Here is a 12,390-nt window from a genome sequence, read left to right as displayed (position 1 = left end):
GGTCACGGGTCACCTGGTCTCGGTGGGCGGACGGGGAGGGCGGGGGATGCGAAGCGCTGCCGGGCCCACCGGGGGAACCCCTGGAAGCGCGGCGAAAAGTCCGGATTCGTTCCGGGCCGCCGAATATCCTCGCACGTCACAAGGCGCACAGGTGTCGCGGGCGGGTCGTGAGGGTTACCACCGGACCGTCCGCCCCGAAGGGACGCCCCCGTGCGGCCGGGGACCGGGCCCGGACGCCGTCCCGTGCGGGCCGTCCCCGACCGGTGCGCCGGTCCCGGGCCGCGGCCTTCCGGCTCCCGGCCTTCTCCCGCTCCCCGCCACGAGGGCGGGGCCGCCACGGAGCGGTCGCCCGCGCCCCGGCGGCCCCGCGGCGCGGGTCAGGAAACGGCCGGGACGACGTGGCGCCCGTAGGCGTCGATGACCCCGTCCACGTCGTCGTGCATCGCGTACACCGCGAACTGGTCCACGCCCGCCTCCCGGAGCCGCTCCAGCTTCCGCACGTGCTCCTCCACCGGACCGACCAGGCAGAACCGGTCGACGATGCCGTCCGGGACGAACGCGGTGTCGGGGTTGTCCGCCCGTCCGTGGTGGCTGTAGTCGTAGCCCCGCCGGGCCCTGACGTAGTCGGTCAGCTCCCGCGGGACCGCGTCGGAGGAGTCGCCGTAGCGGGCGACCAGGTCGGCCACGTGGTTGCCCACCATGCCCCCGAACCACCGGCACTGCTCCCGCGCGTGGGCCAGTCCCCGGTCGGAGCCGTCGGTGACGTATGCGGGCGCGGCCACGCACACCGTCACCGCGTCGGGGTCGCGCCCGGAGTCGGCCGCGGCCGTGCGCACCGCCCTGACCATCCACTCTGTCAGGTAGGGGTCGGCAAGTTGGAGGATGAAACCGTCCGCCCGGCGGCCCGCCAGCTCCAGCGCCCGGGGCCCGTAGGCGCCCATCCACACGGGCAGGGCGCCGTCGCGCACCCACGGCAGGCGCAGGGCCGTGCCGTCCACGTCGGCCTCCCGGCCCTCGGCCAGGTCCTTGATCGCGCGCATCGCCCGGGACAGGCGTTCCAGGGTGGCGGGACGGCGGCCCGCCACCCGCATGGCCGAGTCGCCCCGGCCGATCCCGCACACTGTGCGGTTGCCGAACATGTCGTTCAGGGTGGCGAACAGCGAGGCGGTCACCTCCCAGGCACGCGTGCCCGGGTTGGTCACCATGGGCCCCACGACCAGGCCGCTTGTGCGCTCCAGGATCCGGCTGTAGACGACGAAGGGCTCCTGCCAGAGCACGACCGAGTCGAAGGTCCACCCGTGGGTGAAGCCGTACCCCTCAGCGCGGACCATCCGCTCGACCAGCAGGTCGGCGGGCGGGTCGGTCTGGAGGACGAGTCCGATGTCCATGTGCTGCCCTCTCGTTCAGACCAGGTACTGGCAGGTGGACCGGGGCACGTACCGGCCGTGCCCGGCCTCGCCCAGGTAGACGCCGCGGTCCACCACGACCCGGCCGCGCGAGAGCACGGTGCGGGCCCGGCCGGTGACCCGTCTGCCCTCGTAGGCCGAGTAGTCCACGTTCATGTGGTGCGTCTCCGCCGACAGGACCTGCTCGGCGCGGGGGTCGTAGACCACGATGTCGGCGTCCGAGCCCGGGCAGATCGTGCCCTTGGCCGGGTACAGGCCGAACATGCGTGCCGGGGTGGCGCAGGCGATCTCGATCCACCGGCGCCTGCCGATGCGGCCCTCCACCACGGCCTGGTGCAGCAGGTCCATGCGGTGCTCGACCCCGGGCATGCCGTTGGGGATCCTGGAGAAGTCGCCCCGGCCCAGGTCCTTCTGTCCGGTGAAGCAGAACGGGCAGTGGTCGGTGGAGACCACGGACAGGTCGTTGGTGCGCAGAGCCCGCCACAGGTGCTCCTGGTGCTCCCGGGGCCGCAGAGGTGTGGAGCACACGTACTTGGCGCCCTCGAAACCGGGCTCGGCGAGGTTGTCGGCGGACAGGAACAGGTACTGGGGGCAGGTCTCGCCGAACACGTTGAGCCCCATTCCGCGTGCCCGGGCCAGCTCCTCCACCGCTTCCCGGGCCGAGACGTGCACCACGTACAGAGGCGCGCCCGCCACCCGGGCGAGCTGGACGGCGCGGTGGGTGGCCTCCGACTCCAGCAGGGCCCCGCGCACCTCGCCGTGGTACCTCGGGTCGGTCCTGCCCTCGGCCAGGGCCTGCTCGACCAGAACGTCGATGGCGATGCCGTTCTCGGCGTGCACCATGGTCAGCGCGCCGTTGGCGGCGCCGCGCTGCATGGCCCGCAGGATCTGGCCGTCGTCGCTGTAGAACACGCCCGGGTAGGCCATGAACAGCTTGAACGAGGTCACGCCCTCGTCGACGAGGGCGTCCATCTCACCGAGCGAGGAAGCGTCGACGTCGGAGAGGATGGCGTGGAAGGCGTAGTCCACCGCGCAGTTGCCCTCGGCCTTGGCCATCCACGCGTCCACGCCCGCGCGCACCGACTCCCCGGGCCGCTGGATGGCGAAGTCGACGATCGTGGTGGTCCCGCCCCAGGCGGCGGCCCGGGTGCCCGTCTCGAATGTGTCGGAGGAGGAGGTGCCGCCGAAGGGCATCTCCATGTGGGTGTGGCCGTCCACCCCGCCGGGGACGACGTAGTGCCCGGCGGCGTCGATGACCTCGGCGCCGCTGTCGGCCCAGGACCGGGCGGCGTCGCTGCCGCGCAGCGCGAGCGCGGCCACCCTCTCGCCCTCCACGAGGACGTCGGCCTCGGTCTCCTCGGACGCGGTGACGACCAGGCCGCCGCGGACGACGGTGCGTCGTGCCATGGCGCGCCCCCTCAGCCCTGGACCAGCGGGCCGTAGGCGTCGGGCCTGCGGTCGCGGTAGAAGGCCCACTGCCGGCGGACCTCGTCGACCATGTCCAGGTCCAGGTCGCGCACGAGCAGTTCGGCGGAGGTGTCGGAGGCGGCGTCGCCGACGAACTGCCCGCGCGGGTCGGCGAAGTAGCTGGTGCCGTAGAAGTCGTTGTCGCCGTACTCCTCCACGCCCACGCGGTTGATCGCGGCGACGAAGTAGGCGTTGGCCACGGCCGCCGCGGTCTGCTCCAGCTTCCACAGGTGGGCGGACAGGCCGCGGCTGGTCGCGGAGGGGTTGTACACGAGCTGGGCTCCGGCCAGCCCCAGTGCCCGCCAGCCCTCGGGGAAGTGGCGGTCGTAGCAGATGTAGACGCCGATGCGTCCGGCGGCGGTGTCGAAGACCGGCCAGCCGAGGTTGCCGGGGCGGAAGTAGTACTTCTCCCAGAAGCCGTGGACCTGCGGGATGTGGTGCTTGCGGTACTTGCCCAGGTAGCTGCCGTCGGCGTCGACGACCGCGGCGGTGTTGTAGTGGAAGCCGGGGGACTCCACCTCGAAGACCGGCAGGACCATGACGATGCCCAGTTCCCGTGCCAGTGCCCTGAACCGGGTGACGGTGGGGCCGTCGGGGACGGCCTCGGCCCAGCGGTGGTGCTCGGGGGCCTGCACCTGGCAGAAGTAGGGGGCGTTGAACAGCTCCTGGAAACCGATCACCCGCGCGCCCTGTGCGGCGGCGTCGCGCGCGTGCTTCTCGTGGACGGCGAGCATGGATTCGGTGTCGCCCGTCCATTCGGTCTGGACGAGTGCGGCACGGACGTTGTGCGGCATGTGTTCCTCGTTCCTGCGTGTGCGCCGCCGGGGCGGGCGAGAACGGTTGTTACGTCCGCGTATGTCCTGCTGGCACGGTGGTGCGAGCGGGTGGTGCGCGTGCCGTCGCACCTTAGGTAACGTCGAATGGCCGGTCAACGTCCGACATCCGCGTTCTCCGCGCGCGGCCGGGTGAAGGAATTGCGCGATCGTGCCCTTGCGGGGTGCGATGTCCTTTCTGTGGCGCGCGGAATTTCAGAGGAAAGGCCATGTTTTCCGGCTTTCTCCCGCTGAATTTCAGATGAGGACACACTCCCCCCGGCCGCCGCGCGGTCAGGCGGCGGCGCGGTCCCCGGTGACGGAGGCGCCGCCGTCACCGAGGGGTCCGAGCGCGCCCTCGCTCCGCTCGGCGCGGTCGTCGAAGACGAGGACGATGAGCAGGACCAAGCCGATCCCGATGAGGAACAGGGCGCCGCAGCCCAGGCTCAGGAACAGCCAGGGGGAGTACTCCCCGGAGTCTCCGGGCTCCCCCTGGGCGGGAGGGTCCGAGCGGCCGAATCCGGGCGCGGGCGGAGGGCCCGCGGGCGGCTGCCAGCCGCTGGGCGGCATGCCTCCGGGCGGAGGGCCCATGGGCGGCTGGTCGCGGTCCGCGGATCCGTCACCGGGACCGTGCGGGGGCTGGCTCATGGCGGGGCCTGGCTTTCTGCTGCGGGCGTCGGCTGCGCGCCGGTGCCGGGTGGCGCCGTTCGGGAGGCGGCGGCGGGGCGCCGCCGCCTCCTAGTGTGGGGGACATGGCACGACTGCTCATCGTTCACCACACGGTCTCGCCCGCGACCCGGCAGTTGCTGGAGGCCGTCCTGGAGGGCGCCCGCGACGACGACATCGACGGGGTCGAGGTGCGTGCGGAGGCGGCTCTGTCGGCCACGGCCAGCGACCTGCTCGGCGCCGACGCCGTCGTCCTGGGGACCCCGGCCAACATCGGGTACATGTCGGGCGCCCTCAAGGTCTTCTTCGACACGGTCTTCTACCCCGCCCAGGGGGCGTCCGAGGGGCTGCCCTACGCGCTGTACGTGCACGGGGACGACGACGCCTCCGGTGCGGTCCGGGCGGTCGAGTCGATCGCCAAGGGCATGGGTTGGCGGCGTCACCGGCCGCCGGTCACCGTGACGGGCCGCCCGGAGGCACGGGACCGCGAGGCCTGCTGGGAACTGGGCGCCGTCACCGCCCTCGCCGCCCTGGAGCGCGCCTGAGCGGGCCCGCAGGGGCCACGGGCTCCGACGTACGCGGCTCGCGGGCCGCTCCGGCGAACCCGCCGCCACGGCGGCGGGCGGGAAGCCGGAAAAAGCCGGGAAAGTCTGGGTAAGGGGTTGGCTGGGCCGGTGTCGGATGCGGCGTGGCGGTTTCGCCGAGTTCGACCAGGGGGTCAGGATGGGCCCAGGCCGTCGGGGAACGCGGGAAAGCGCACCCTTGTACCGTCCGGCGCCGCAGACCTTCCGTCCGCCTCTCCACCCGTGACCGCCGTCCCCCCCCGGGACGTGGCCGGGTCCCCGGCCAGCCCCTCCCCAGACACACCGCGTGGCCGCCCACTGGCCCAAGTCCTCAGGCCGCGCGGTGTTTGCCTCCGAGGCGGCGCCGGTCCGCGGACCGGCGTCAGTAGCCCCGCCAGGCCCCCTGGTGGTAGCCGATGATCCTCGGGTGCATGAGGGTCGACTCCTCCACGTCCTCCTCGCGGCGGTCCTTGGGGAAGACCCGCGCGGCCTCCAGCAGGGCCGGGTCGAGGAAGCTCAGCGGCGGCGCGTCCTCGGGGACGCGCAGCTCGGGCGCGGACCCGGGCGAGGTGAGGTAGAAGCCCCAGTTGCCGAAGCTCGGCACGTCCACGTTGTAGGGGGTGACCGCCAGGTCCGCCGCCTCCAGGGAGTCGCCCACGCCCCAGTAGGCCTCCGGAGCGAAGAAGGGCGAACCCGCCTGCACGACCATGCGGCCCTCCTCGGACAGGGCGTGGCGCAGGAGGGCGTAGAACTCCACCGAGTAGAGCTTGGCGGTGCCCACGGAGTCCCCGTCCGGGAGGTCGGCGATGATGACGTCGAACTCCTCGCGGTTCTCGCGCAGCCACTGGAAGGCGTCGGTGTTGACCACGTCCACGCGCGGGTCCTCGAAGGAGTCCCCGTTGAGGCCGCTGATCACCGGGTCGGTCGAGGCCAGTTCGATCACGGCCGGGTCCAGGTCCACCAGGGTGGCCGAGGCCACGTCGTCGTAGGCCAGGATCTCCCGCAGGGCCAGGCCGTCACCGCCGCCCAGCACCAGCACGTCCCCGTGCGGTCCCGCCATCGCCGGGTGCACCAGCGACTCGTGGTAGCGGTACTCGTCCAGGCTGGAGAACTGGAGGCTCCCGTTCAGGAACAGGCGCACGTCCCGGCCGTCCAGGGACCGGGTGAGCACGATCTCCTGGTACTCGGAGCGCTCGGCGTGCACGATCGGGTCGCGGTACAGCGCCTGGCGCGCGTCCACCTCGAACCGGTCGGCGTAGGCGTAGGCCAGGCCGAGCACCGCGATGATGAGCGCCAGGCCCAGGCTCAGGCCCGCGTAGGCGCGCCGGGTCAGCTCCGTGCGGAACAGCCACAGCACCACCGCCACACCGACGACGGCGTTGAGCGCGCCCACCATCAGCGCGCCCTTGGGCAGGCCCAGCAGCGGAAGCAGCACGAACGGGAAGGCCAGGCCGCCGATCAGGCCGCCCACGTAGTCGGCGGCGAACAGGTCGGCGACCGCGTCGGAGGCGTCCTGCCTGCGGATGCGCTGGATCAGCGTCATCAGCAGCGGGATCTCCATGCCGATGAGGAGGCCGATGGCGAACGACAGCACCACCAGGGCGGGCTGGTAGGCGGAGAACCAGGCGAACGCCCCGTACAGCAGCAGCACGGACAGCCCGCCGACCAGCGAGAGCAGGCCTTCGATCACCGCGAAGGCCGCGGCGGGGTGCGCCTGGAAGCGCTTGGACAACAGGGAGCCCACGCCCATCGCGAACACCATCACCGACAGGACCACGGAGGCCTGGGTGATGCTGTCGCCGAGCAGGTAGCTGCCGATGGCGACCAGCGCGAGCTCGTACACCAGACCGCAGGCGGCGCAGACGAACACCGCCAGCAACACGAGGAACCGGGCCGCCCTGGCGGGTACCGGCAGTCGGGGCCGTGTGCGGACGGCGGTCTCAGTCAACGGAACTGCCTTCGTGTGGTGGTGCGGTGGTGCGGTTGCCCGGGGCAGGGGGCCGGTGGGGCGAGGGGCGTCAGGTCAGGGCCGCGGCGATGACGACCGCGATCGCCACGTGCGCGGAGGCGCTCACCCAGGTGGCCGGGTGCGGCTCGTCGCTGCTGATCATCTGGGCGATCTTGGCGGGGACGAGGAGGTCGATCAGCACGAACGCCAGCGCCATCACGCCCAAGCCGATCAACCCGTAGACGGCGGTCGAGAGCAGGCCCGCGCCCAGTCCGATCTCGGACTCGCTGGAGAGGATCGCCGAGGTGACGACGATGGCCGACCCCAGCGTGTTCGCGGACACGAGAAGGACCGCGTTGCGGTTGCGGTTCTCCCAGATCAGCACGTGCAGCTTGCCGGGCGTGAGCAGGTCGGTGAGGAGGTAGCCCAGCACGAGGATGAAGATGCCCACTCCGCCGTAGGCGAGGGCTCCGAGCGCGTTGAGGAGGATCTCGTTCATGGTCCTGTTCGCAGGTAGGGGATTTCGGTTGACGTGTTCGTGGCGTTTGGGGAAGGAGACTACTTGCCGAAGCCGCTGCCGCCGCCGCGGTAGTTGCTGCCGCTGCCGTTGCTGCTGCTGCCGCCGCTGTAGCTGCTGTTGTTGTCCCTGTAACTGCTGCCGCCGCCGGTTCCCCCGCCGAAGAAGAAGAACCCTCCTCCGCCGCCGGAGGACCCCGATGACCCTTCGCAGTCGTCGTCGTCATAGCCCTCGATCTGGACCACGTCGTCGTCGGGGCAGTAGTTGTTGCTGTTGTTGGAGCAGGCGCTGAGCAGGACCAGGACCAGCAGGATGACGCCGATCACGACGAACACCGTGATGATGACGTTCCTGTTGCCGTTGTTCGCGGGCTCCTCGTATGCCTTCATGGTTCGGTTCTCCCGGAAGTGGGGGGAAGGGTCACGGTCGAGGCGGTCGTCACCAGCTCGCCGCTCTGGGGGTAGGCGTGCCAGGTGCGCCAGCCGAGTGGTCCGCCGGGGACCAGGTGCAGCGCGGTGACCGCCAGCGGATCGCCGGGGAAGGCGACGAGCAGGCCGCCGGGGGAGTCCTCCACCTCCCGGTGGATCCCCTCCACCCGGCGGGCCAGCTCGGTGCGGGACAGGTACTCCACGCGCGAGCCGAAACGGTAGCCGCCCAGGTCGGAGCGGTCGGCGCTGCCGGGCAGACCGCCGGGGAGGCCGGGCAGGCAGGCCACCGTCTCCACCAGCGGCCCCCCGGCCGCCAGGGCCCCGGGCGACGGCTCCGGCGTGACGACCACCTGGTGGGAGGCGCCGAGCACCCGCAGCTCGACCCGTGCCCCCGGCACCCGGACGGTGCGGGCGGCCAGGGGGTCGACCAACGGGTGGCGCAGGGCCCAGACCAGGTCGTCAGCGCTGGTGTCGACGAAGGGGGCGCTGATGCTCGCGCGCACGTTCCGGTCAGCTCCCCGGGTAGATGGTGAAGGTGCCCGGGGCGATCTTGCTCCCCGTGCTGGCCTCCCAGCGCCCGTGGTCGAAGCGCTCGAAGGACAGCAGCCGTCCGTCGTCGGACTCGTAGTCGGCGTAGTCCAGGCCCCCGGAGGCCTTGAGCCCGGTGGTGCCCTCGGAGCGGTAGGAGCCGGTGCCCTTCTCCTGGAGCCGGTAGACGGTGCCCTCCAGCTCGATGCTCTTGCCCTGGGGGGTGATGTCCAGGTCGGGGCGGCCGGTCCACAGGGCCAGCTCCACGTCGGGGTCCTCCTCCACCGAGAGCCAGCGCTTGCCGCCCTCGACCTCCAGGAAGTGCTCCGACCAGGTGAAGCCGCCCTCGGACAGGCGCAGGGTGCCGCGGATCCAGGTCCGCTCGGTGCCCCAGTCGATCATGTCGCCCGCCTTGATGGCGCGCGGGTCGCCCGCGGTGCTGTCGCCCGTGTCGGCGAAGGGGTCCCGCGGCGGGGCGGGGGGTTCGGGGGCCGTCTTCGGCTTCTTGGTGCGCTGTGCGTAGACCAGGACGCCGATCACTACGGCGACGCCGACCAGGATGAGCAGCAGCAGGAGTTCGATGGCCAATGTTCCTCGTTTCGCGGTGGGGCATGGGGGAGCGAGGCCGTGTACGTCCCCTGCCTGCGTGTTCCCCGGGGCCGGGCAATCCTACTGACGCTCTGACGCCGTGTGCGAGGGGTCGGTTCCACATGTGACCAGATCAGGACAGGAAAGACACCCCGTCCGGGAACCTCTAACGGAAGGTGATCGTTGGTAACGGCCCCGTGTCCGGAAGTGCGCCGCGGCGCACTCCCGCAGCGCCCCCGGGACGCCGGCGCCCCGGGGGCGGCGGATCGGGCCGAAGCGTCCGGGTCCCGGTGCGCAGGGGTTTCAGTCCCGGGGGTCGCCGGTCTCCACCGGGAGGGTGTCGTCGCCTCCCCAACGGCTCCACGACCCCGGGTACAGGCGGGCGCCGGAGTACCCGGCGTGCTCCAGAGCGAGCAGGTCGTGGCAGGCGGTGACTCCGGACCCGCAGTAGGCGGTGACGGTGTCGGCGGAGTCGGCGCCGAGGGCGGCGAAGCGTTCACGCAGGATTCCCGGGGCGGCCAGGAGGCCGTCATCGCCCAGGTTCCCCGTCCACTCGGCGCTGCGGGCGCCCGGCACGTGCCCCGGCCGGGCGTCGACGGGCGCGGGCCGCGCACCGGTGTAGCGTTCGCGGGCGCGGGCGTCCACCAGCAGGTGCGCCGGATCGCCCGCCTCGGCGCGGACGGTGTCGGTGTGCACGATCCGGTCCGCGGGCCAGGGCAGCGGGGTCCGGTGCACCGGCCGGGGGGTGACGTCTCCCTCCTCCAGTTCGCCGGTCCACGCCTGGACGCCCCCGTCGAGGAAGGCCGCCGGGGTGCCCAGCACGCGCAGCATCCACACCAGGCGGGCTGCCACGGAACCGCCCGCGTCGTCGTAGACCACCACGGAGGAGTCGTCGCCGATGCCGAGGCGGCCGAGGGCGTGGGCGAAGTCGGCCGCGGAGGGCAGCGGGTGGCGTCCGCCCTCGGGGCCGGCCGGGCCGGCCAGGTCGGTGCCCAGGTCGGTGAAGACGGCGCCGGGCAGGTGTCCGGCGCGGTGGGCGTCGCGGCCGGAGCGCCCGTCGAGGTACCACCGGGAGTCGACGAGGACCACCCGGTCGCGGTGTTCGCGGAGCCAGTCGGCCGACACGGCCACCGGCAGGGTCAGGAGTTCGGACATGGGCACCACACTAGGCGTTCCGTCCCGGCAGGTGGGAAGGGGTGTGCCCGGTGTCCGCCGCCGTACCGGCCAGTCGGAGGACCGCCCGGACGCGGAACGGCGGGCGGGCCCGCCAGACGCCGTTCAGGCGCCGCGGCCCCCGGCGCCCCGGTCCATGCGGTGGACGCGCAGGATCCACCACAGCCCCAGCACGGGCAGCACCAGCGGTATGAACAGGTACCCGGCGCCGAAGTCCGACCACACCGTGTCGTCGGGGAAGACCCCCGGCAGGAGCAGGCTGACCGCGCCCACCGCCAGCACACCGACCAGTTCGACACTGCACGAGACCAGCGCGACCCTGCGCGAGGTCCGCCCGGCCCGGGCCAGGCCCACCGCCGCCACCAGGTAGATCACCCCGGCGAGCAGCGAGAGCCCGTAGGCCAGCGGCGCCTCGTCGAACCTCGTGGCGAGTTGGTAGCCCCCTCGCGCGGTCGCGGCGAGCGCGAACACCCCGTACACGGCGACGAGCAGCCGCCCGGGGCCGGTGCGCAGGGTTCTGTCCCGGGTCGCGGCGGACTCAGGCAACGGGGCTCCAGAGCTGTTCGAGGCGGACGAACAGGACGGGCAGGATCAGGCACGCGAAGGCGATCACCGCCGGGCCCCACCTGCTCCGCTCCATGAAGCCCCACACGGCGCACGCGGGCGGCAGCAGCACGACCGTAGCCAGGTACGACACGAACATGGCCGTCTCGGCGGGCCGCTCGCCACCGGTCATGGTGACGACGGTGGCGGCCGCCTGCGCGAGCACGAGCAGCCACAGGACCGCCATGCCGACCAGGTGCGGGACCACCATGGGCTGGTCGCGGAAGGTCGAGACGAGGCACCACCCGGCCAACGCCAGTGACACCATCTGAATCGTCATGGTCAGCCAGTCGACCACGCCGCCTCCGCTCGTCGTCCTCACGCCATGCCAACGGGCTTCTACGACACAGCGTAGTACGTCAGGGCCACCGGATCGCACCGTTCCCCGACGGCTGCCCCGCCCGGCACCGCCCGGCACCGCCCGCCAGCGGAAACTTCCCATTCCGGACAGTACGGGCGTGGGGCTAGCGAGGCGGCGGCACACCCGTGTCGGATATGGTCCTCGAAGCCGCATGTGTTCCAGCCGCTACACGGCTCAGGCCCGCGGCCCATTCCCTCAGGCATCGTGTACGAGACCGGAGCACCCCGTTGTCCTATCCCCAGTACCCTTCCGGCCCCCAGCAGCCTCCCCACGGTGACGGCACCGGCGGCTACCAGCCCTACGGCGGCCAGCCCGGCTACGGTCCTCCCGGCGGGGGCCATCCCGGCTACGGAGCCCCGTCCGGAGGTCAGTCGCCCTACGGGGGCCCGGGCGGGCCGCCTCCCGGCCAGCCCCCCTACGGCGGCATGCCCCCGGGCGGTCCCGGAGGCCCCTACGGCCCGCCGCCCGGCGGCCAGCCACCGAAGAAGGGCATGTCCACCGGCGCCAAGGTCGGCCTCGGCATCGGCGGCGGCTGCCTCGGCCTGGTGGTCATCGTGGTCATCGTCATCGTGGTCATCGCCTCGATGGCGGGCGGCGGCGACAGCGCCTCGACCTCCGCGTCCCCGGCGCCCACCCAGCAGGAGGGCACGCAGGAACCCGAGGGCGGCGCGGCCGAGGAGCCCGCCAACGAGCAGGGCGTCACCCTGACCGCCACCGCCGCGGGCACCGCCGGTGACACCATCGACGACACCGTCTACACGGTGCTCGACGTCGAGCTCACCAACGACGGCGACGAGCCGCTCGACATCAACCCGCTCTACTTCACGACGGTGCTCTCCGACGGGACCGAGCGCACCGACTGGGCCGACGCGATCTTCGCCGACATCCAGCACATCGAGGTCGGCACCCTCTCGCCCGGCTCCTCGGTCTCGGGGCAGATCGCCGTGGTCGGCGAGGTCGTGGTGACCGAGGTCCGCTACGACCCCAGTTTCGGCATGGAGGACCCGATCGTCACGACGGTCCAGTAGTCCACACACGCACCGCGAAGCCCCGGCCGCGCGCCCCGCGGCCGGGGCTTCGCGCTGCGTTCCCGACGTTCGCCGGTGTCCGGTCGGGTCTCCCGAGGTGTCCGGTGGGGCGTCCGGGCCCGACAACGGAGCGTTCGGGGGAGGCAGCAGAGCGGTCGGATCCGGCGGAAGCCGCTTTTTATCGCAGAAGGGATCCTTTTCGCGGCTGGCTCGGATATCGTCGGCGCACGCGCGCGTCCCCGCCCGCACGCGCCCGTCCAGCGCGGTTCCCGCTCCGCCGCTCCCTGCGCATCCCCCGGAGC

General features: G+C 72.5%; 14 protein-coding genes. 2 read left to right on the top strand and 12 right to left on the bottom strand.

Going from position 1 to position 12,390, the window contains the following annotated elements:
• Window positions 1–377: 377 nt before the first annotated feature.
• From ABD54_RS22365 to ABD54_RS22350, 4 genes are all read right to left on the bottom strand, one after another.
• Entirely contained in the window at window positions 378–1,388 is a 1,011-nt protein-coding gene (locus ABD54_RS22365; protein ID WP_047871498.1) for a TIGR03842 family LLM class F420-dependent oxidoreductase, read from the bottom strand.
• Between the two features lie 15 nt (window positions 1,389–1,403).
• The gene (hydA, locus tag ABD54_RS22360; RefSeq protein ID WP_047871497.1) at window positions 1,404–2,813 is read right to left on the bottom strand and encodes a dihydropyrimidinase; all 1,410 of its coding nucleotides are present in this window, start codon (window positions 2,811–2,813) and stop codon (window positions 1,404–1,406) included.
• 11 nt (window positions 2,814–2,824) lie between these two features.
• Window positions 2,825–3,667, bottom strand: coding sequence for a nitrilase-related carbon-nitrogen hydrolase (locus ABD54_RS22355; RefSeq protein ID WP_047871496.1), 843 nt, complete (start codon window positions 3,665–3,667; stop codon window positions 2,825–2,827).
• Between the two features lie 312 nt (window positions 3,668–3,979).
• Window positions 3,980–4,333 carry a hypothetical protein gene (locus tag ABD54_RS22350; RefSeq protein ID WP_235432151.1) on the bottom strand — a complete coding sequence of 118 codons (354 nt, stop codon included), beginning with the start codon at window positions 4,331–4,333 and terminating at the stop codon, window positions 3,980–3,982.
• A gap of 104 nt (window positions 4,334–4,437) precedes the next feature.
• Between ABD54_RS22350 and ABD54_RS22345 the strand changes: the two genes are divergently transcribed.
• Entirely contained in the window at window positions 4,438–4,896 is a 459-nt protein-coding gene (locus ABD54_RS22345) for a flavodoxin family protein (protein ID WP_047871499.1), read from the top strand.
• Between the two features lie 400 nt (window positions 4,897–5,296).
• Here ABD54_RS22345 and ABD54_RS22340 read toward each other — a convergent pair whose 3' ends face one another.
• From ABD54_RS22340 to ABD54_RS22305, 8 genes are all read right to left on the bottom strand, one after another.
• The gene (locus tag ABD54_RS22340; protein ID WP_047871495.1) at window positions 5,297–6,862 is read right to left on the bottom strand and encodes a polyamine aminopropyltransferase; all 1,566 of its coding nucleotides are present in this window, start codon (window positions 6,860–6,862) and stop codon (window positions 5,297–5,299) included.
• 70 nt (window positions 6,863–6,932) lie between these two features.
• A complete protein-coding gene (locus tag ABD54_RS22335; RefSeq protein WP_047871494.1) occupies window positions 6,933–7,361 on the bottom strand; it encodes a DUF350 domain-containing protein in 429 nt (142 codons plus the stop codon).
• A 59-nt stretch (window positions 7,362–7,420) separates the two neighbouring features.
• Entirely contained in the window at window positions 7,421–7,768 is a 348-nt protein-coding gene (locus ABD54_RS22330) for a hypothetical protein (RefSeq protein WP_047871493.1), read from the bottom strand.
• Window positions 7,765–8,310 carry a DUF2617 family protein gene (locus ABD54_RS22325; RefSeq protein WP_047871492.1) on the bottom strand — a complete coding sequence of 182 codons (546 nt, stop codon included), beginning with the start codon at window positions 8,308–8,310 and terminating at the stop codon, window positions 7,765–7,767. Before ABD54_RS22325 ends, ABD54_RS22330 begins: the two co-directional genes overlap by 4 nt.
• Before the next feature lie 7 nt (window positions 8,311–8,317).
• A complete protein-coding gene (locus tag ABD54_RS22320) occupies window positions 8,318–8,923 on the bottom strand; it encodes a DUF4178 domain-containing protein (RefSeq protein WP_047871491.1) in 606 nt (201 codons plus the stop codon).
• Window positions 8,924–9,226: 303 nt separating this feature from the next.
• A complete protein-coding gene (locus tag ABD54_RS22315) occupies window positions 9,227–10,078 on the bottom strand; it encodes a sulfurtransferase (protein ID WP_047871490.1) in 852 nt (283 codons plus the stop codon).
• Between the two features lie 123 nt (window positions 10,079–10,201).
• Window positions 10,202–10,642, bottom strand: a complete 441-nt coding sequence (locus tag ABD54_RS22310; protein ID WP_047871489.1) for a hypothetical protein — start codon at window positions 10,640–10,642, stop codon at window positions 10,202–10,204.
• On the bottom strand, window positions 10,635–10,997 hold the full coding sequence (locus tag ABD54_RS22305) for a hypothetical protein (RefSeq protein WP_047871488.1): 363 nt from the start codon (window positions 10,995–10,997) through the stop codon (window positions 10,635–10,637). The genes ABD54_RS22310 and ABD54_RS22305 overlap by 8 nt, the downstream gene beginning before the upstream one ends.
• Before the next feature lie 290 nt (window positions 10,998–11,287).
• Between ABD54_RS22305 and ABD54_RS22300 the strand changes: the two genes are divergently transcribed.
• Window positions 11,288–12,088, top strand: a complete 801-nt coding sequence (locus ABD54_RS22300) for a DUF4352 domain-containing protein (RefSeq protein ID WP_047871487.1) — start codon at window positions 11,288–11,290, stop codon at window positions 12,086–12,088.
• Window positions 12,089–12,390: the final 302 nt, after the last annotated feature.

Source organism: Nocardiopsis sp. RV163 (assembly GCF_001029525.1).
GTDB classification, from domain to species: Bacteria; Actinomycetota; Actinomycetes; order Streptosporangiales; family Streptosporangiaceae; genus Nocardiopsis; species Nocardiopsis dassonvillei.
This window is presented reverse-complemented; position numbering and strand designations above follow the sequence as displayed.

Bases quoted from the DNA above. Each gene is read 5' to 3' on its own strand.
- ABD54_RS22365 (WP_047871498.1), bottom strand. From the start codon at position 1,388: ATGGACATCGGACTCGTCCTCCAGACCGACCCGCCCGCCGACCTGCTG.
- hydA (WP_047871497.1), bottom strand. From the start codon at position 2,813: ATGGCACGACGCACCGTCGTCCGCGGCGGCCTGGTCGTCACCGCGTCC.
- ABD54_RS22355 (WP_047871496.1), bottom strand. From the start codon at position 3,667: ATGCCGCACAACGTCCGTGCCGCACTCGTCCAGACCGAATGGACGGGC.
- ABD54_RS22350 (WP_235432151.1), bottom strand. From the start codon at position 4,333: ATGAGCCAGCCCCCGCACGGTCCCGGTGACGGATCCGCGGACCGCGAC.
- ABD54_RS22345 (WP_047871499.1), top strand. From the start codon at position 4,438: ATGGCACGACTGCTCATCGTTCACCACACGGTCTCGCCCGCGACCCGG.
- ABD54_RS22335 (WP_047871494.1), bottom strand. From the start codon at position 7,361: ATGAACGAGATCCTCCTCAACGCGCTCGGAGCCCTCGCCTACGGCGGA.
- ABD54_RS22330 (WP_047871493.1), bottom strand. From the start codon at position 7,768: ATGAAGGCATACGAGGAGCCCGCGAACAACGGCAACAGGAACGTCATC.
- ABD54_RS22315 (WP_047871490.1), bottom strand. From the start codon at position 10,078: ATGTCCGAACTCCTGACCCTGCCGGTGGCCGTGTCGGCCGACTGGCTC.